Origin of the sequence: Mycolicibacterium sediminis (genome assembly GCF_010731735.1) — a bacterium.
Classification (GTDB): Bacteria; Actinomycetota; Actinomycetes; order Mycobacteriales; family Mycobacteriaceae; genus Mycobacterium; species Mycobacterium sediminis.
Genome location: NZ_AP022588.1, coordinates 2,358,149 through 2,377,175, shown reverse-complemented (window position 1 = coordinate 2,377,175; position 19,027 = coordinate 2,358,149). Strand labels below are relative to the sequence as shown.

General features: G+C 67.7%; 17 protein-coding genes and 3 tRNA genes. 6 read left to right on the top strand and 14 right to left on the bottom strand.

What is annotated here, in order from left to right; genetic code table 11:
• Position 1: 1 nt before the first annotated feature.
• The 13 genes from G6N64_RS11395 to G6N64_RS11335 form a co-directional block, all read right to left on the bottom strand.
• The gene (locus G6N64_RS11395) at positions 2-1,630 is read right to left on the bottom strand and encodes a glycosyltransferase family 2 protein (RefSeq protein ID WP_163796991.1); all 1,629 of its coding nucleotides are present in this window, start codon (positions 1,628-1,630) and stop codon (positions 2-4) included.
• A 380-nt stretch (positions 1,631-2,010) separates the two neighbouring features.
• Positions 2,011-2,676: a M15 family metallopeptidase gene (locus G6N64_RS11390; protein ID WP_409370736.1), complete on the bottom strand. Its 666-nt coding sequence runs from the start codon at positions 2,674-2,676 to the stop codon at positions 2,011-2,013.
• 85 nt (positions 2,677-2,761) lie between these two features.
• The gene (rplA, locus tag G6N64_RS11385; protein ID WP_163796987.1) at positions 2,762-3,475 is read right to left on the bottom strand and encodes a 50S ribosomal protein L1; all 714 of its coding nucleotides are present in this window, start codon (positions 3,473-3,475) and stop codon (positions 2,762-2,764) included.
• A 103-nt stretch (positions 3,476-3,578) separates the two neighbouring features.
• The gene (gene rplK, locus G6N64_RS11380; RefSeq protein WP_163796985.1) at positions 3,579-4,007 is read right to left on the bottom strand and encodes a 50S ribosomal protein L11; all 429 of its coding nucleotides are present in this window, start codon (positions 4,005-4,007) and stop codon (positions 3,579-3,581) included.
• Between the two features lie 25 nt (positions 4,008-4,032).
• Positions 4,033-4,947, bottom strand: coding sequence for a transcription termination/antitermination protein NusG (gene nusG, locus G6N64_RS11375; RefSeq protein ID WP_163796983.1), 915 nt, complete (start codon positions 4,945-4,947; stop codon positions 4,033-4,035).
• Between the two features lie 47 nt (positions 4,948-4,994).
• Positions 4,995-5,420 carry a preprotein translocase subunit SecE gene (gene secE / locus G6N64_RS11370; RefSeq protein WP_163796982.1) on the bottom strand — a complete coding sequence of 142 codons (426 nt, stop codon included), beginning with the start codon at positions 5,418-5,420 and terminating at the stop codon, positions 4,995-4,997.
• Positions 5,421-5,492: 72 nt separating this feature from the next.
• Positions 5,493-5,565 (bottom strand) — tRNA-Trp (locus G6N64_RS11365).
• Between the two features lie 146 nt (positions 5,566-5,711).
• Entirely contained in the window at positions 5,712-6,239 is a 528-nt protein-coding gene (hadC, locus tag G6N64_RS11360) for a (3R)-hydroxyacyl-ACP dehydratase subunit HadC (RefSeq protein WP_163796980.1), read from the bottom strand.
• Between the two features lie 2 nt (positions 6,240-6,241).
• The gene (gene hadB / locus G6N64_RS11355; protein ID WP_163796978.1) at positions 6,242-6,670 is read right to left on the bottom strand and encodes a (3R)-hydroxyacyl-ACP dehydratase subunit HadB; all 429 of its coding nucleotides are present in this window, start codon (positions 6,668-6,670) and stop codon (positions 6,242-6,244) included.
• Positions 6,657-7,136, bottom strand: a complete 480-nt coding sequence (hadA, locus tag G6N64_RS11350; protein ID WP_163796976.1) for a (3R)-hydroxyacyl-ACP dehydratase subunit HadA — start codon at positions 7,134-7,136, stop codon at positions 6,657-6,659. The genes hadB and hadA overlap by 14 nt, the downstream gene beginning before the upstream one ends.
• 52 nt (positions 7,137-7,188) lie before the next feature.
• Positions 7,189-7,356: a 50S ribosomal protein L33 gene (gene rpmG / locus G6N64_RS11345; protein WP_023985310.1), complete on the bottom strand. Its 168-nt coding sequence runs from the start codon at positions 7,354-7,356 to the stop codon at positions 7,189-7,191.
• Between the two features lie 47 nt (positions 7,357-7,403).
• Positions 7,404-7,477 (bottom strand) — tRNA-Met (locus tag G6N64_RS11340).
• 63 nt (positions 7,478-7,540) lie between these two features.
• Positions 7,541-7,613 (bottom strand) — tRNA-Thr (locus G6N64_RS11335).
• Positions 7,614-7,771: 158 nt separating this feature from the next.
• Here G6N64_RS11335 and G6N64_RS11330 point away from each other — a divergent pair.
• The 4 genes from G6N64_RS11330 to G6N64_RS11315 all read left to right on the top strand — a co-directional run bounded on the left by G6N64_RS11330 (position 7,772) and on the right by G6N64_RS11315 (position 11,458).
• Positions 7,772-8,485 carry an MBL fold metallo-hydrolase gene (locus G6N64_RS11330; RefSeq protein ID WP_163796974.1) on the top strand — a complete coding sequence of 238 codons (714 nt, stop codon included), beginning with the start codon at positions 7,772-7,774 and terminating at the stop codon, positions 8,483-8,485.
• Between the two features lie 92 nt (positions 8,486-8,577).
• Entirely contained in the window at positions 8,578-9,735 is a 1,158-nt protein-coding gene (locus G6N64_RS30620; protein WP_163796972.1) for a DUF4352 domain-containing protein, read from the top strand.
• Between the two features lie 110 nt (positions 9,736-9,845).
• On the top strand, positions 9,846-10,682 hold the full coding sequence (locus tag G6N64_RS11320; RefSeq protein WP_409370737.1) for a DUF8453 domain-containing protein: 837 nt from the start codon (positions 9,846-9,848) through the stop codon (positions 10,680-10,682).
• Between the two features lie 62 nt (positions 10,683-10,744).
• The gene (locus G6N64_RS11315; protein ID WP_163796969.1) at positions 10,745-11,458 is read left to right on the top strand and encodes a crotonase/enoyl-CoA hydratase family protein; all 714 of its coding nucleotides are present in this window, start codon (positions 10,745-10,747) and stop codon (positions 11,456-11,458) included.
• 222 nt (positions 11,459-11,680) lie between these two features.
• Here the strand turns inward: G6N64_RS11315 and G6N64_RS11310 are convergent, their stop codons facing one another.
• Positions 11,681-12,283, bottom strand: coding sequence for an HD domain-containing protein (locus tag G6N64_RS11310; protein WP_163796968.1), 603 nt, complete (start codon positions 12,281-12,283; stop codon positions 11,681-11,683).
• Positions 12,284-12,400: 117 nt separating this feature from the next.
• Here G6N64_RS11310 and recC point away from each other — a divergent pair, with 117 nt between their 5' ends.
• Entirely contained in the window at positions 12,401-15,691 is a 3,291-nt protein-coding gene (gene recC, locus G6N64_RS11305) for an exodeoxyribonuclease V subunit gamma (RefSeq protein ID WP_163796967.1), read from the top strand.
• Positions 15,691-18,996, top strand: coding sequence for an exodeoxyribonuclease V subunit beta (recB, locus tag G6N64_RS11300; protein WP_163796966.1), 3,306 nt, complete (start codon positions 15,691-15,693; stop codon positions 18,994-18,996). Before recC ends, recB begins: the two co-directional genes overlap by 1 nt.
• Positions 18,997-19,027 lie beyond the last annotated feature (31 nt).

Below are 19,027 nucleotides of genomic sequence, written 5' to 3'. Positions count from 1 at the left end.
ATCACGTCGTCCGAGCGATCCGGCCGGCAAGGGGTATTGCGACCGGTGCGGCGAGATCCATGTGATCGCCGACGTGTTCGGTCTTGTCCCAGCCGAGACGTCCACGCCAGTACCAGAGGAGCGCCTGCGCGGCCGCAAACGAGAGCACGAGCTGATAGGGCAGGAACGTGATGACGTAGACGACGTAGACGTTCCAGCCGATCCGACGATCGAAGGCTTTGCCGTAGTCGTGCAGGTACAGCATCTGGAGCGCCATGCCGAGCACCACGGGAATGGTGGGCACGCACAGCGCAACCGCCAGCGGCGCTGGCGACTTGATCCAGAACACGGTGAGCAGTGTCAGGGGCAGTATGGCGAGTGAGAACGTCTGGAAGAAGCTCATGCTGAGGATCCACAGCGCCACGAAGCGCTGACGTCTGGTCGGAAGAGCGCGCCAGTTGCCGGCGACGAAGCTCTGAATGAAACCGATGTTCCAGCGCCGCCGCTGCTTGATCAGCGTGCGCAGGCTCGGTGGGGTCTCCTCACGTGTCGTCAGCTTCGGATCGTAGAAGCTCAGTGTCTTCGCACCGTGGATGGCCGTTGCCCGCACGCCGAGTTCACAGTCTTCGGTGAGAGACATCGGCCATGCATCCGTCTTCACCAGCAGTTCCCGACGGAGGAAGACGGTGTTGCCTCCGAGCGGCATGAAACCGCGGTCGGACTGGTAGCGCATCTGAGAACTGAACCAGCGGGTGTACTCCAGCAGGTTGTGCCACGAGTACCACCGCGTGACGCCCATCAGCGTTCGTCTCCACCACGGGCCGTCCGGAAGCGGATCCATCAGTTGGATTCCGCCCTGGATGACCTCCACGTCGGGATGATCATGGAAGGCACGATCCACGGCGCGGAGAAGTCCCTCGGCGGCAAGGCTTTCCGCGTCGAGCACCGTGAACACGGTGAATTGCGACCGCAGGTACCAGAAGGCGAAGTTCAGCTGCTGCGGCTTGTTGGGCGGGCGCTTGCCCAAGGGATAGACCAGGACCTGGACGGGCCCTGGCGGAACCGCCGCAAGGAGGTCTCCCAGATGGGCGGTCAGATCGTCGGCCGCGATCGCCGCGAACATCTCGGACTGCTGCTCGTGCCGACTTCTATCAGCGGACATGCCGCCGTTGATTGCGGTCGCCGCGATGGCTGCCACCCGCATCGTGTCCGGGTCGTCGTCGTTGATCACCGCGAAGATCTGGTGGTTCGCGTGGTCCCTTTGCGTCCACGCCGTATTGAGCAACGTGGACGCCAGCACCGTGGTTTCATGGCGCGCCGGTATGAGAACCGCGATGGATTCCCGGTCTCGGTCATCGGGTTCGGCCAGTTCCAGATCGAACTCCCGCCCACCTTCTCGCTTCGCGTACATGAGGGTGACCAGGAACGACACGCTCATCACGAATGCCATCGTCGAGAACAGACAACACACCACGATCACGGAGATCTGCGCGTCGCCGATGAGCAGCACAGCCGTCAGTGTGGCAACAATCGTTGCTGAAAACGCGCCCGCCGCCTTGTGAGCACGAATTCTGCGGTCTTCGTCGCCATGCACCAGATGCTGGGCTCTCGTCACCGGTACCGGCGCCTCACCCGTGACATAGTTCGGCAAGTCCCACCCCAACCGTCAATTCCCGATCAAACAAAGGATTTCCCCCGCGATCAGGTCGTCCCGACTTCGACGGTGGGCAACCTGTGCTGAATTGATGCTATGGGTTGGGCGTCGATCTGTCCTGCCGAGACGGGAGGTTCTATCGACGTCCCGGAATGTTTGCGAGAATCAACGGACGGCGTCGATTGGCATCAATCGACTGCGGGGACTGCCATCGCGAAAGATTCGGCCCGGCGTCGCGACGATCGCCACACGTATCTGATCTTGTTCAGCCGCTGGCCATTTGGTCGATTAGCGCAACGGACGTGAAACCTAGTCAGGACGTAAGCTCGAAGGAGCAGTGTCCCTTAAGACGTTACGACACAGGGTATTTGATAGCCCTACGCCACCGGCACGTCGAGAATCGGCCGCGGGTCCTTGGCGCCTGGACCGTCGAAGTGCCACCACTCACCGGGGTACACCGCGAAACCGCCGGCCACCATCGCGTCTCGGAGCACCGCGCGGTTCGCCTGCTGTGCGGCGGTTACGCCGTCGGTCGCGTAGGCGAGGCTGCGCGGGGTGAAGTCGTCAAAGCCCGTGCCCATGTCGGCCGGCCAGCCGTAGTGTCCGTCGGCCATCGTCACGTCGACCGAGCGTCCGGCCTCGTGGCTGCGCGCGGACTCCGTCGGGCGGGCGACCCAGTTCGGGTTCGGCACGGCCTCGAACATCCGCACCTGAACGTCGTGCGGCCGGTAGCAGTCCCAGAACACCAGGACCTGACCCTGGGCGCGGAGTTGCCGTGCCGCCACGGCGAGGCCATCCGCGAGCGACTCGTGCACGAGGCACCGGGCGTCACTCGGATACAGCTGGATGCCGACGAAGTTGTCGGCTGTCGCGTAGCGCAGGTCGATGCGGGCGTCGGGCACCACGGACCTGACGTCGATGAGGCCCGCGGCCTGCGCCTGTGGTGACACCGGCGGTGGTTCGGCGGAGGCGGCCGGCACGGAGATCGTCGTGGCGCACAGGACACCGATGGACAGGAGGGCCCACGCGGCTCGCGACGTCACCGGACGATTCTCCCCCACGGCCGCCCAAACGACGATGCCCCCGCCACGCCGAGGCGTGAGCGGGGGCATCAGAGCCGTTGATGACCTACTGGTCAGTCTCGGCGAAGTTGCGCGTGATAGACGGGTCGACCGGGATGCCGGGGCCGGTGGTCGTCGAGACGACGACCTTCTTCAGGTAGCGACCCTTCGACGACGACGGCTTCGCGCGCAGGATCTCTTCGAGCGCGGCGCCGTAGTTCTCGGCCAGCTTGGTCTCGTCGAACGAGGCCTTGCCGATCACGAAGTGCAGGTTGGCCTGCTTGTCGACGCGGAAGTTGATCTTGCCGCCCTTGATGTCGTTGACGGCCTTGGTGACGTCGGGCGTCACGGTGCCGGTCTTCGGGTTGGGCATCAGGCCACGCGGGCCCAGGACGCGGGCGATCTTGCCGACCTTCGCCATCTGGTCCGGCGTCGCGATCGCGGCGTCGAAGTCCAGGAAGCCGCCCTGGATCTTCTCGATCAGGTCGTCGCTGCCCACCTCGTCGGCGCCGGCGGCCAGTGCGGCCTCGGCCTTCTCACCGACGGCGAACACGATGACGCGTGCGGTCTTGCCGGTGCCGTGCGGCAGGTTGACGGTGCCACGCACCATCTGATCTGCCTTGCGGGGGTCGACGCCGAGCCGGATGGCGACCTCGACGGTCGCGTCCTGCTTCTTCGACGACGTCTCCTTGGCCAGCTTGGTGGCCTCCAGCGGCGTGTACAGATTGTCGCGGTCCACCTTCTCGGCGGCTTCGCGGTATGCCTTGCTCGTCTTGCTCATGATCATTCCAATCGTTGTGTTGGAGCCGTGGTCAGCGGGCCGGAGCTGGCCCTCCCACGCCTTCTGTGGGTACTGCTACTCGTCGACCCCATGGGTCAGCGAGCTACTTGACCGTGATGCCCATCGACCGGGCGGTGCCGGCGATGATCTTCGCGGCCTGCTCGATGTCGTTGGCGTTCAGGTCTTCCTTCTTGGTCTCGGCGATCTCGCGCACCTGATCCCAGGTCACCGTGGCGACCTTGGTCTTGTGCGGCTCGCCGGAACCCTTCTGGACGCCTGCGGCCTTGAGCAGCAGGCGAGCGGCGGGCGGGGTCTTCAGGGCGAACGTGAAGCTGCGGTCCTCGTAGACGGTGATCTCCACGGGGATGACGTTGCCGCGCTGCGACTCGGTCGCGGCGTTGTACGCCTTGCAGAACTCCATGATGTTGACGCCGTGCTGACCGAGCGCCGGACCAACGGGCGGGGCGGGGTTGGCCGCACCGGCCTGGATCTGGAGCTTGATCAGCCCGGTGACCTTCTTCTTCGGGGGCATGCTGGGTGTTCCTTTTCTTCTCTGACTAAATCTTGGCGACCTGGGTGAAGGTCAACTCGACGGGCGTCTCGCGACCGAAGATGGAGACGAGCACCTTGAGCTTCTGCTGCTCGGCATTGACCTCGCTGATGGACGCGGGCAGCGTCGCGAACGGTCCGTCCATGACGGTGACCGATTCGCCGACCTCGAAGTCGACGAGGATCTCGGGACGCTCCAGCGTGGCTTCCGACGATGCGGCTCCACCTGCGGACGACCGTGCGGGCTTCTTCGCCGCGGCCGGGGGCAGGAGGAACTTGACGACGTCGTCGAGCGTCAACGGCGACGGCTTCGACGTGGCGCCGACGAAGCCGGTCACGCCGGGCGTGTTGCGCACCGCGCTCCACGACTCGTCGGTGAGATCCATGCGGACCAGGATGTAGCCCGGCAGCACCTTGCGGTTGACCTGCTTGCGGACGCCGTTCTTGATTTCGGTGACCTCTTCGATCGGCACCTCGACCTGGAAGATGTAGTCGCCGACGTCGAGGTTCTGGACGCGGGTCTCGAGGTTGGCCTTCACCTTGTTCTCGTAGCCGGCGTAGGAGTGGATCACGTACCAGTTGCCCGGCCGCCTCCGCAGGTCCTTCTTGAGCGTGACCGCGGGGTCTTCGTCCTCGTCGACGACGTCCTCGGCGGGCGTCTCGTCCGTCACGGGCGCCTCGTCGGCTCCCGCAGGTGCCTCGTCGTCCGTGGCGGTGTCTTCCGCCGGCGCGTCGTCCTCGGAGAGGTCTTCTTCTGCCTGCGCCTCGTCTTCGACGTCCGCGATCTCGGCTACGGCCTCAGCCGTCGACGACTCCAGGGATTCCGCAGTTCGGCTCGCGATCACCGTGGTGGGGTCCGCGGCCGCGATGCGCGCGTCGGACACATCCGAAGCCGAAGGCGTACCGCCCTCGAAGGAAGTCACGTGTCAGTCCTCTCTCAAAATCTCTACTCGTCGGCAGGCAGCGCAGGTCAGCCGAACACCATTCCGATGATCTTGGCGAAGCCGAGGTCGACTCCACCGATCAACGCCACCATGAATGCCAGGAAGATCAGCACCACGGTGGTGTAGCTGACCATCTGCTTGCGGTTGGGCCAGATGACCTTGCGAAGCTCGGCGACGACCTGCTTCAGGTAGTTGATGACGAAGGTGAACGGATTCCTGCTGGGCCCGTCCTTCTTCGTGGTCTTGGCCTTCTTGCCGTCACCGTTCTTGACCGGTCCGGCCTCGGTGGTCGCGACGCCGTTCCCGGTTCCGGCGCCTTCGGCGCGGGTCCGCTTGCCTGTGGGCCGCTGCGGCCGGGTCACCACGGCGCCGTGGCCGTTGGTGTCACCGTTGCCGCCGGACTTGTCGGTGCCGTCGCCTGCGGAGCCGGCACCGTCGCGCTCGTCGCTCACCGCATGCTCCCTCTATGTGTCATCGTGTGCCTCCGTGGTCACCTTCCAGTGTCCACGGTTTGTTCAGTTGAGCAGGGGCGACAGGACTTGAACCTGCAACCTGCGGTTTTGGAGACCGCTGCTCTGCCAGTTGAGCTACGCCCCTTCGAGAACGGCACTGATGGCAGAGCCTTCCCGCGGGCCCCACACAATTCGCGCGCCACCCGATCGGTCGATACGCAACCGGCGGACAGCGCGCTAAATTGGGCAAAACCCCGAGGACCGAGTGTACATCGGCCCAAGACTGAGTTGCTAATCCGCTTCCGGGGAGATCACCGGCGCCGCGGTCCGCATGACCTGGCCGGTCTCCGGATCCCACTTCATCGACACCGAGTTGTCGCCCTCGTGGCCCATCACCGTGGTGAAGGCCTCCATGACGAGCGTGCCCTCCGCGTCGGTGCACACGTTGCGGGTCACCACGATGTCGGCACCGAACCGCTCGTTGACCGACTCGATGTGCATGGTCCCGGTCAGGATGTCACCGACCTTGATCGGCCGGTGGAACAGGAACTTCTGGTCGACCTGGAGGATCTGCATCTGCGCGAGACCGATGTCGACGTTCTGGAAGAAGTGGTTCTGGATCATCATCGCAAATATCGAGGCGAACGTGAGCGGCGCAATGAGGGTGTCGTGACCCAGTTCTGCCGCCGAGGCCTCGTCGAACGAGGCCGGGTCGTCGGTCTTGATCGCCCTGGCGAACTGGCGGACCTGCTCGCGACCCACGACGAACGTGTCCGGATACTTCCAGACCATCCCGCGGATGTCCGTCTTGAGGGCCATGTCTATGCCAACTTCGCGGTGGCGACGGCGCGCCCGAAGATCTTCTTGCCCCCGGTCGTAGCGGAGATTGCGATCACGACCGACTTGGTCTCGGGGTCGACGGACTTCACCCGACCGCCGAAGACGATCTCGGCTCCGACGCCGTCGTTCGGGACGGGGACCACCGCGGTGAAGCGGACGTTGTACTCGGTGACCGCAGCAGGATCGCCGACCCACGAGGTCACGAAGCCGCCGCCGAGACCCATGGTGAGCATGCCGTGCGCAATGGCGGTGTCGAGGCCGACCTGCTTGGCGATCTCGTCGTCCCAGTGGATCGGGTTCAGGTCTCCGGAGACCCCGGCGTAGTTGACCAGGTCACCGCGCGTCAGCGGGATCACCCTCTCGGGAAGCTGGTCCCCTACCTTCACCGAATCGAACTCACGCAGTGCCATCGTCGAAACCCTCTGCTCCTATTTCGCCCGTCCGACCCGCGAGGGTCGTGAAGGACTCTTGAACGACATTCCCAGAAGAATTGCTGATGACGCTCTTCAACACGATCAGGTCGGTGCCGTGCGCCTGTCGGACGGCGTGCACGGAGACGTCGCAGTACAGCTTGTCGCCGGCGTAGATCGGCCGCAGGAACGTGAATTCCTGGTCCACCTGGACGATCTTGGCGTCCTTGATGCGGATGTTGGCGTCGGCGAAGAAAGCGGTCTGAGCCGTGTACCCGAAGATCGAGATGAAGGTCAGCGGCGCGGGCAACGCGTCGTGCCCCTGCCGGGCTGCGACGTCGGCGTCCTGGAAGACGGGATCGTCGTTCTTGACCGCGATCGCGTACTCGCGGATCTTCTCGCGTCCCACCTCGTAGTAGTCGGGGTAGCGGAAGTGCTTCCCGATGATGTCCGACGACAAAGCCACAGTTGATGAACCTAACCGGTCAGCCCCTGGGCCGAGCCCACGGGATGAACCGCTAGCGCGATTCCTTGTGCGGCTGGTGGTGGCCGCAGTTCGGGCAGAACTTCTTGATCTCGAGGCGATCGGGATCGTTCCGGCGGTTCTTCTTGGTGATGTAGTTGCGGTGCTTGCACACCTCGCAGGCCAAGGTGATCTTGGGCCGTACGTCGGTACTCGACGCCACGTCAGTGCCTCTTTCGATGTCTATTCACGGTTCATTGGAACTACTTGTAGCGGTGGGGGGACTCGATCCCCCGACCTCACGATTATGAGTCGTGCGCTCTAACCAGCTGAGCTACACCGCCGTGTCGAGGCGCCTGACCAGCAGCAGCGTCTCGAAGACGCGTCGCTCGCCCGGGTGTCCGCCGAGCCCCCTAACGGAATCGAACCGTTGACCTTTTCCTTACCATGGAAACGCTCTACCGACTGAGCTAAGGGGGCCTGACCCTCGACGTCGACGGCGTCGACTCGGTGGGCCTTGAAAAGGGTACAGTCTCGCCGTTTGCGACGCCAAACCGCTGCTCGCGGACCCACCCCGGGACCACCGTCGCGAGCCACCTGGGCTGCTCGGCGCCGGACGGCGGCCATAGTCTGGGCGCATGGCCGACGACCGTCTGTACTTCCGTCAACTGCTGTCCGGCCGCGACTTCGCGGCCGACGACGCGATCGCCCAGCAGATGCGCAACTTCTCCTATCTGATCGGTGACCGGGAGACCGGGGACTGTCTGGTGGTCGACCCGGCGTACGCCGCGGGCGAGCTGGCCGACATCGTGGAGTCCGACGGCATGCGCCTTTCGGGCGTGCTGGTCACCCACCACCATCCCGACCACGTCGGCGGGTCGATGATGGGCTTCGAGCTGAAGGGCCTCGCCGAACTGCTCGAACGGGTCAGCCTGCCCGTCCACGTCAACACCCACGAGGCGGACTGGGTCTCCCGGGTCACCGGCATCCCGCTCACCGATCTGACCGCCCACGAGCACGGCGACATGGTCGCCGTCGGCGACGTGGAGATCGAACTGCTGCACACACCCGGGCACACGCCCGGCAGCCAGTGCTTCCTGCTCGACGGACGCCTCGTCGCGGGCGACACCCTGTTCCTGGAGGGATGCGGCCGCACCGACTTCCCCGGCGGCAACGTCGACGACATGTACCGCAGCCTGCAGGCGCTCGCGAAGCTCCCCGGCGACCCGACCGTCTTCCCCGGGCACTGGTATTCCGCCGAGCCGAGTGCGGCGCTGTCGGACGTCCGTCGCGACAACTACGTCTACCGGGCCGGCAGCCTCGATCAGTGGCGGACGGTGATGGGCGGCTGACCCATGACCCGAAGTAGCGCGTCACGGGGGCACCTGCGCTATCGTCCCGATGCGCAGCGCTTCCTCGGGCGCGTGACGAGGAGGAACCTGCGATGACGACACCGACGACGCCGGCCGGCTGGTATCCCGACCCCGACGGGTCGGATGAGCAGCGGTACTGGGACGGCGACGCGTGGACCGAACGACGCCCGGCTGCAACCCCTTCCGAGTCCCCCAACGAAGACGAGCCGGCAGCGACGATTCCCCCGATCCCTCCTGGCGAGCCATCCGCGTTCGAACCTCCGACGTTCCAGTCGTTCGAGACGCCGACGTTCGAGGAGATCGCCTCCGGGGCGCTCTCGATGCCCGAGCCGCCACCGGCTGAGCCCGAACCCCCGGTCGCGGAGGCTCCGGCCGACGTTCGGGAGGACGACGCTCTGGAAGCCGAGGCCCTGAGCGCCGACGCCGCCGAACTGCAAGCCTCCGAGGCGGACACGCCCGCCGAGCCGTGGCCCGCGCAGCCGTCGTCGTCGGAGCACTCGCCGTCCGACCACGCACCGTCCGAGGAGACGCCTCGCTTCGCTCCGCAGTCCTTCACCTCGCAGCCCGAGGCGTCCGGAGTCCCGGGGTGGGGAACCACACCCACCGCCGGTCATGGCGCGTCGTTCGGCCGCGCTGACGCTCCCAACAATCGCCGGCTGCTCATCGGATATTTCGGGGCCGTGGGCGCCCTGCTGGTGGTCCTCGTCCTGATCCTGCTGTACGCCTTCGTCATTCGCGACGACGAATCGTCCTCGACGTCGTCGCCGGACCTGTCGACGCCGAGCGCCGAACCTGCACTCAGCGCGCCGTCGGAGACCTCCGCACCCATGGAGACCGAGGAGGCGCCGCCCGTCGAGGCCGGTGTCGCCGACGGTCCTCTCACCTTTGCGGTGACGGCGTCGGAGTTCCGCCCCACGGTCACCTCCACTGTCGACCGGGCGCTGGAGAAGCCGGCGGTCGGTCAGTTCGTCGTGGTCACCGTCGAGGTCGCCAACACCAGTCCGGACGTGCAGGACTTCGTGTCCGCACTTCAGGTCCTGAAGTCCGACGGCGTCCCGTTCCCTGCCGACGACCAGGCGTCCCAGTACGTAAGCGGCGGCGTCACGACGGTCGATCCGGGCGCGACGGTCCAGACCGCGATCGTGTTCGACGTACCGGTCGGGACCGTTCCGACGTCGGTCGAACTGCACGGTGCGCCGGGCACTCCCGGGGTCGACCTCCCGCTCTAACCGGGTGCGTCGACTCGTCGGACCCTCAGCAAACACGACGCACCGTGGCATACGATGCCGTCGGCGAAGTGGCTTCACTGATCGCCGAGAATCGACCACGTGGGGGCATTGTGGACCGGATGACGTCGACGTGGGCAGGACTCACCAGCCTCGGATCGCAGGGGTGGTTGGCGATCGCCGCGTGGGTGGCGCTGGTCGTGATCATCGCGATCGCCGTCTGGGCCAGTCGGGTGGTCGCCAAGAACCGGCAGCTCAAGGCGGACCAGATCCGGCCGCAGGTCGCGATGTTCATGGAGCCGCATGGATCGGACTGGCACGTCATCGAACTGGTGGTCCGCAACTTCGGGCAGACCGCGGCGCACGACGTCCGCTTCGACTTCCCGAACCCGCCGACGGTCGCGGTGTACGAGGACAACCCGTTCGACGGATCCCCGGAGGTCGCCGACCTCGACCTGCCCAGCGAACTGCCACTCCTCGCACCGGGACAGGAATGGCGAACGGTCTGGGATTCGGCGATCAGTCGTGAACAGCTCGGCGGCTCGATCCGCTCACGCTTCGACGGCACGTTGACCTACACCGATCGGGCGCGCCCCACCGACGGGAAGAAGTCCCGCGGCTGGAGCAAGCGCCAGACGTTCGAGTCGAAGGTGTGCCTGGACTGGGCGACGTTGCAGCCGGTGCAGCGGCTGGACCTGCTGACCAGTCACGATCTGGCCAAGCGCGAGAAGCAGAAGCTCGAGCTGCTGCGCACCGTCCTGACGTACTTCCACTACGCGTGCAAGGAGACCCGCCCGGACGTGTTCCGCGCGGAGATCGATCGCATGAAGCGCGCGATCGACGAGACGCAGGACCGCTGGCGCATGAGTCAGGCGGACGAGACCACGGAGCTGGAGCTGCCGTGGATCAAGGACGCCGACGCCGGTCGCCACCGCGTTCCCCTGCGCTGACCGTCGGGCGTCCCGGGACGCTCAGTAGCATCGCCTCGAACACCCGCCTACAGGGAGAGTCGATGAGCAGCCCCGTCACCTATGCACTGAACGAATCCGTTGCGACCATCACGCTGGACGACGGCAAGGTCAACGTGCTGTCGCCCGCGATGCAGCAGCACGTCAACGACGCACTCGACCAGGCCGAGCAGGCCGCGGCCGCCGGCGAGGTCAAGGCGGTCGTGCTGGCCGGGAACGACCGGGTGCTGAGCGCCGGCTTCGACCTGTCGGTGTTCAACTCCGGGGATGCCGCCGCGGCGCTGGGGATGCTGTCGGGTGGGTTTGAGCTGTCGATCCGGCTGCTGACGTTTCCCGTGCCGGTGGTCATCGCCGCGACCGGTCCGGCGATCGCGATGGGTTCGTTCATGCTGCTCAGCGGCGACCACCGGGTGGGGTCGCCGAGTTCGCGCTGCCAGGCCAACGAGGTCGCGATCGGCATGGTGCTGCCCATTTCGGCGATCGAGATCATGCGAATGCGTCTGACTCGAGCCGCTTTTCAGCGTGCCGTCGCCCTGGCCGCGGTGTTCTCCGGGGACGCCGCGGTGTCGGCCGGTTGGCTCGACGAGATCGTCGAGGACGGAAACGTGCTGGCCCGCGCACACGAGGTGGCCGCGGAATTCGCCGCGACGCTGCACGTGAAGGCGCACAGGGCGAGCAAGCTCAAGGCCCGCGACGACGGCCTCAAGGCGATCCGGGCCGGCATCGTGGGCCTGCCGGAGGAGTTCGGTAACAGCTAGTCGCCGACATGCGTGACGTTGTCGGCGGGCCGGATCGACAGCCCGGGGCCGCCGACATCTGCGTGACGGTCGTCCGCCAGGCGGATCGACGACCCTGACGCAGAACTCGCGGCCTGACGCCGGGCAGCCCACCCGCATTGTCGCTAACTGTCGCTCGAAGGCGGGCAGCCCGTCCCACTCCCGTCCACGCCGACGCCGACGCCGACGCGAGAAGCGAACCCTCTACCCCGCTTCGGCGTCGACGCGGGCTTCCAGCTCGTCGAGGACGCGCTTTAATTCACCGACCAGCCAACCGTCTTGGTGCTTCTGATAGACGGCGAGCAGGGACCGGTAGTACCAGAGGTGTTCGCGCGGGTCGTTCTCGCTGAACCGCTGCCAGACCGCCGGCCCGTTGGAACGGTGGTCGCGCAGGATCGCGCGAGCGTTGTCGAGCTTGTCCGCCAGTGAGACCAGCAGGGTCGCCTTGGACGCATATTCGAGGTGGTCGACGTAGGCCTGCTTGCGCTGCTTCCACGGCGGCTTGGGCACCTGGTCGGTGTCGCTGCACTCCTCGACGATGGTCGCCACGTCGTCGCCGAACTTCGAGCGGATCTCGGCCAGCGTGGGCGCCCCGCCCTGATCCTCGACGGCATCGTGCAGGAGGCCGGCGATTGCCTGGTCCTCCGTGCCGCCGCCCTCTATGACGAGACTCGACACCGACAGCAGGTGCCCTATGTACGGGATCCCGCTGCCCTTGCGTTCCTGGGTGCGGTGGAGTCGGGAGGCGTACGCAAGCGCCTCGTCGAAACGGCTGGACAGCTTCGGTGTGGTGGTCTCCGCTGGCATGTGCCCCCCTGTCTACTCGCTTGGCACGCCTTCACTGTGGCACAGCGGTCCGACATCGAAACCCCGCAGCGACGAACCGGCACCCCCTGTCGGACCGACGCCATAGGGTGGGAGCCGATGGGCCTCCACCTCCACCGCGCCGAGCGCACCGACGCACTCGCCTCCGGACTCGCACAACTCCTCGCAGAACCGCTGGACGATCCGTTCGCGATGGAACTGGTGCTTGTCCCCGCCCGCGGCGTGGAACGGTGGTTGTCCCAACGGTTGTCCCACGTCCTCGGCCGCGGTGATGGCGCCGACGGCGTGTGCGCGGGCGTGGAGTTCCGCAACCCGCGGTCACTGATCGCCGAACTCACCGGCACCGCCGACGACGATCCGTGGTCCCCGGACGCCATGGTGTGGCCGCTGCTCGAAGTCGTCGACGGCGCCCTCGACGAACCGTGGTGCCGGCCTCTGGCGCAGCATTTGGGGCACTTCGAGGACGGCGACGCCGAGAGAGAGTTGCGGCTGGGTCGCCGCTACGCGGTGGCACGTCGCATCGCCGGGCTGTTCGCGTCGTACGCCCGGCAGCGTCCGCAGCTGCTGGTCGACTGGCTGGACGGCGCACCCACCGGCCTACCCACCGACCTCGAGTGGCAACCGCCGCTCTGGCGCGAACTCGTCGCCCGCATCCCGGCCGATCCACCACACGTCCGGCACCGCGGCACACTCGCCAGCCTTCGGTCCGCTGCCAATCCGATTCTGCCGCAACGCCTCTCGATGTTCGGCCACACCCGGCTCCCGGCCACCGAGATCGAGTTGATCACCGCACTCGCCGTCCACCACGACCTGCACCTGTGGCTGCCGCACCCCAGCGACGAACTGTGGCGGTCGCTGTCCGGTATGCACGGCGCGGTCGAGCGACGCAAGGACGGCAGCCATCGCGTCGTGGGGCACCCGCTGCTGGCCACGCTCGGGCGCGACCTGCGCGAGTTGCAGCGCAGCCTGCCCGCGGACGTCGCCTCCGACGAGCACCTCCCCGGGACCACGCACGGCGACCACCTCCTCGGCTGGCTGCAGGCCGACATCGCCGCCAACGCCATTGCCACACAGGGCCGTACGCACACGACGGCCGACCGATCCGTGCAGGTGCACGCGTGTCACGGGCCTGCCCGCCAGGTCGACGTCCTGCGCGAGGTCCTGCTCGGACTGCTCGCCGACGACCCGACGTTGGAGCCGCGGGACATCCTGGTCATGTGCCCGGACATCGACACCTACGCCCCACTCATCAACGCCGACTTCGGCCTCGGTGACATGCTGCCGGGCGTGCATCCCGCGCACCGCCTGCGGATGCGGCTGGCCGACCGGGCACTGGTGCAGACCAACCCCCTGCTCGGCGTCGCGACGCAGCTGCTCGGCCTGGCGGGAAGTCGGGTGACGGCCAGCGAGGTGCTCAACTTCGCACAGTCCGCACCGGTGCGGGCGCGCTTCGACTTCACCGACGACGACCTCGAGGACATCACGCGCTGGGTGCGCCAGGCGAACATCCGGTGGGGTTTCGACCAGGAGCACCGCAAGCCCTACGGCGTCGACTTCGTCCACAACACATGGCGTTTCGGCATCGACCGCGTGCTCACTGGGGTGGCGATGTCCGACGACGCGCACGCCTGGATCGACTCGACTCTCCCCCTCGACGACGTCAGCAGCAACCGCGTCGAACTCGCCGGTCGCTTCGCCGAGTTCGTCGACCGCCTCCGGCGCACCGTCGACGCGCTCGACACCGCGCAACCGCTCCGCGCGTGGCTGGCCGCGATGTCGGACAGCATCGGCCTGCTGACCCGCACCGTCGACGCCGACGCGTGGCAGGTCGGCCAGATGGAGCGCGAGTTCGCCGACGTGCTCGCCGCCGCCGGAGCGCGCGCGGACACGGAGCTGCGACTGCCCGACGTCAAGGCGCTGCTCGAGCGCCGGCTGGCCGGCCGACCCACCCGTGCGAACTTCCGGACCGGCACGCTGACGGTGTGCACGATGGTTCCGATGCGCTCGGTGCCGCACCGCGTGGTCTGCCTGGTGGGTCTCGACGACGGGGTGTTCCCTCGCCGCGGCGTGATCGACGGCGACGACGTCCTGGGCCGTGCGCCGATGACCGGCGAGCGTGACTGGCGTTCGGAGGACCGGCAGCTGCTGCTCGACGCGATCGGCGCCGCCACCGAGAAGCTGGTGATCACCTACACCGGTGCCGACGCCAAGTCGGGCCAGGCCCGTCCACCCGCCGTCCCGCTGGCCGAACTCCTCGACGCGCTCGACCGGACCACGCCGCAGTCGGTCCGCGACGACATCGTGGTCCGACATCCCCTGCAGCCGTTCGACGTTCGCAACGTCGAACCCGGCCGGCTGGTTCCCGACGTGCCGTTCACCTTCGATCCGACCGTCCTCCGGGCTGCCCGCGCCGGCGTGGCCGATCGCACGCCGCCCACACCGTTCATCGACGGCCCCCTGCCGATGCCGCCACCGTCGGACGTCGAACTGGCCGACCTGATCGCGTTCTTCCGCGATCCGGTCAAGGGGTTCTTCCGCGAGCTGCAGTACACGCTGCCCTGGGACGTCGACGGCGTCGACGACGAGATGCCGGTCCATATCGATGCCCTGGAGGAGTGGGGCGTCGGCGACCGCATGCTCACCGACATGCTCCGCGGGATGACGCCCGAGGACGCCCGGAACGCCGAGTGGCGACGCGGCACGCTGCCGCCGGGCCGTCTCGGGTGGCGCAAGGCCACCGAACTCTGCGATCAGGCGCACCTGTTGGCCGCGGCGGCCATGCGGTACCGCAACGCGGCGGTGCGCGCGTTCGACGTCGACGTCGACCTCGGTGGGGGTCGACGGCTGACCGGCACGGTGTCCTCGGTGTTCGGCGACCGGATCGTGTCGGTGACCTATTCGAAGTTGGCGGGCAAGCAGAAACTGGCAACGTGGATTCCCCTGCTGGCGCTGTATGCCCGCGATCCGTCGACGGAGTGGTCGTCGGTGTGCATCGGCAGGCCGCGGCGTGGCAGCACACCCGCCGAAGAGGGTTTGGGCCGGCCCGACGACGCCCCCGTAGACCTGCTCAAGGATCTGGTGAAGATGTACGACGCGGGCAGGCGGGAACCCCTGCCGCTGCCCATCAAGACGTCCTACGCGTGGGCCGCCGCCCGCAACACCGGTCATGATCCGGAGGCGAAGGCGATGTTCGCGTGGCGGTCGAATAAGTTCCCCGGCGAGGAGGAGGACCCGGCTCAGGTTCGCGCCTGGGGTAGGGGCACCTGGCTCGAGGACCTGATGCAGCCCCTGCGACCCGGCGAAGAGTACGACGGCGAGACCAACCGCCTCGGCGCCTACTCCAGCCGGCTCTGGTCGCCCATGCTGCGCGCAGGTCAGGATCCCAGCTGATGACGCCCTTCGATCTGTGCGGCACGCTGCCGGCCCCGAACTCCACCACCGTGCTCGAGGCCAGCGCGGGCACCGGGAAGACGTTCGCGCTCGCGGGTCTGGTCACCCGTTACGTCGCCGAGGGCGTGGCGACGCTGGACCAGATGCTGCTGATCACCTTCGGCCGCGCGGCCACGCAGGAGCTGCGCGACCGGGTGCGTCGCCAGATGGCCGACGCAGCAGCCGCGTTCGACGATCCGTCGCGAATTGGCGACAACACGCTGCTGGCCTGCCTCATCGACGCCACCCCCGCCGAGTGCACCGAGCGCAGACAGCGACTGCGTGATGCGCTCGCCTCGTTCGACTCGGCGACGATCGCCACCACCCACCAGTTCTGCCAGCTGGTGTTGAAGTCGCTGGGAGTGGCCGGTGACTCCGACACCGGCGTCACGCTGGTGGAGAGCCTCACTGATCTGGTCACCGAGATCGTCGACGACCTCTACCTCGCGCACTTCGGCCAGGAGCGCGACGACCCGGCGCTGACCTACGGCGACGCGCTGAGCCTCGCGCGCGAGGTGGTGAACAACCCGGCGACGCAACTGCGGCCGCTGCATCCCGAGCCGGGAACACGAGCCGAGACCTGCATCCGCTTCGCCACCGACGTGCTCGCCGAAATCGAGATCCGCAAGCGGCGCATGGGGATCCTCGGCTACGACGACCTGCTGACCCGCCTCGCGAACGCGCTCGATGCGCCGGACTCCCCCGCTCGCACGCGGATGCACCAGCGCTGGCCGATCGTCATGGTCGACGAATTCCAGGACACCGACCTGGTGCAGTGGCAGGTGATCGACCGGGCGTTCAGCGGGCGGTCGACGCTGATCCTGATCGGCGATCCCAAGCAGGCGATCTACGCGTTCCGGGGCGGTGACATCGTCACCTACCTCGGCGCGGCGCAGAGCGCGGGCGCCCAGATGACGCTGGCTACCAACTGGCGCAGCGACGCCGCTCTGGTCGACCGGTTGCAGGCCGTCCTCAGGGGCGCCCAGCTTGGTGACCCCAGGATCGTCGTGCGCGACGTTCGGGCCGCGCACCAGGGCACCCGGCTGGCCGGTGCGCCGCACCCGGATCCGTTCAGGGTGCGGGTGGTGCAACGAGAGACGTTCGGCAAGAGGGGGATTCAGAACGTCCCCATCGACGACATCCGCAGGCACGTCGGGCGCGACCTCGCCAACGACGTCGCCACGCTGCTCGCCAGCGGCGCCACGTTCGACGGTCGCCGGATCGAGGCGCGTGACGTCGCGGTGATCGTCGAGACGCACAAGGACGCCCGCATCTGCCAGCAGGCGCTGGCGGCCGCCGACATCCCGTGCGTCTACACCGGCGACTCCGACATCTTCGAGTCCGCCGCGGCCGAGGACTGGCTCGCCCTGCTGGAGGCGTTCGACCAGCCCCACCGACCGGGTGTGGTCCGAGCCGCCGCCGCCACCATGTTCTTCGGCCACACCGCCGCCTCCCTGGTCGCCGGGGGCGACGAGCTGACCGACACGCTGTCGGACACGTTGCGAGAGTGGGCCGGTCACGCCCGCGAGCGCGGCGTCGCGGCGATCTTCGAGGCGGCGCAGCTGAGCGGGATGGCCGACCGCGTGCTGTCCTGGCCCGACGGCGAGCGGCACATGACCGACCTCGCGCACGTCACGCAGATGCTGCAGGACGTCGCACACCGCGACCGGTACACACTGCCGGCACTGCGCGACTGGCTGCGCGCCGAACGCGACGAGCGCGGTGACGGACGTACCGAGCGCAACCGCAGGCTCGACAGCGACGTGGCGGCGGTGCAGATCATGACCGTGTGGGTCAGCAAGGGCCTGCAGTACCCGATCGTGTACCTGCCGTTCGCCTTCAACCGCTGGGTGCCCGAAGACGAGAACGTCCTCTACCACGACGGCGACGTCCGGTGCCTGTACGTGGGCGGCAAGGACGGCCCCGACTACCACGCCGTCGCGAAGCAGGGTCGCGCCGAGAACGCAGGTGACGACAGCAGATTGACCTACGTCGCCCTGACCCGGGCGCAGGGGCAGGTCGTGGCGTGGTGGGCGCCGTCGGCGAACGAGTCCACCGGCGGCCTGTCCCGCATCCTGCGCGGCCGCGCCCCCGGTGACGCGGCCGTGCCCGACGTCTGTCTGCCCAGCAGGATCGGCGACGACGACGCGTGGGCACGGCTGCAGGCGTGGGCCGACGCGGGCGGGCCGGTGCTCGAGAAGTCGGTGCTCACCCCCGCGCCCAAGGCTCCGGTGCCGAAGCGGCCGACCGACCTCGGCGCACGGCACTTCCACCGTGGCATCGACACGTCGTGGCGGCGTACGTCGTACTCGGGTTTGATCCGCGTCGTCGAAAGCGCCAGCGTCAGCAGCGAACCAGAGACCGCGGAACTCGACGACGAGGCGTCCGCCGAGATCCCGCTGGCCCTGCCGCCCGCGGGCCCGTCCGTGCCGTCTCCGATGGCCGACCTGCCGACCGGCGCGAAGTTCGGCACCCTGGTGCACTCGGTGCTGGAGACCGCGGACCCCACGGCGGCCGATCTCGCCGTCGAACTGGAGGCGCAGATCCGGGAGCACCTGGTGTGGTGGCCGGTCGACGTGCCGCCCGACGACCTGGCCCGCGCACTCGTGCCGATGCACGACACGCCGCTCGGTCCGCTGGCGAACGATCTGACGCTGCGCGAGATCGGGTTGCCGGACCGCCTGCGCGAGTTGGACTTCGAGTTCCCTCTCGCCGGCGGCGACCTGCGGGCCGACGCGCCGGACGTCCGACTGCGCGACGTCGGCCGGCTGCTCACCGAGCACCTAGCGGCCGACGACCCGATGGCGTCGTACGCCGGCCGGCTGACCAGCGAGCCGCTGGGGAGCCAGACGCTGCGCGGGTACCTCAGCGGACAGATCGACGCGGTGCTGCGCGTCCCGGACGGCATGAGCCATCGCTACGTCGTCGTCGACTACAAGACCAACTGGCTCGGCGACGGCGACGAGCCGCTGACGGCCGCGGACTATGACCGGCCGCGGCTGATCGAGGCGATGCTGCACTCCGACTATCCGCTGCAGGCCCTGCTGTACAGCGTCGTGCTGCACCGGTTCCTGCGCTGGCGGCAGCGCGGCTACGACCCGGACCGCCACCTCGGCGGCATCCTCTACCTCTACGTCCGCGGCATGTGCGGTCAGGAGACGCCGGTGGTCAACGGCCATCGCGCCGGGGTGTTCGACTGGCAGCCGCCCGCGGCACTGATCGTCGCCATGTCCGAGCTGCTCGACGTGGGGAGGCTGGTCGCGTGACCGTCGTCGACGAGGCGCACTGGCGGCGTGC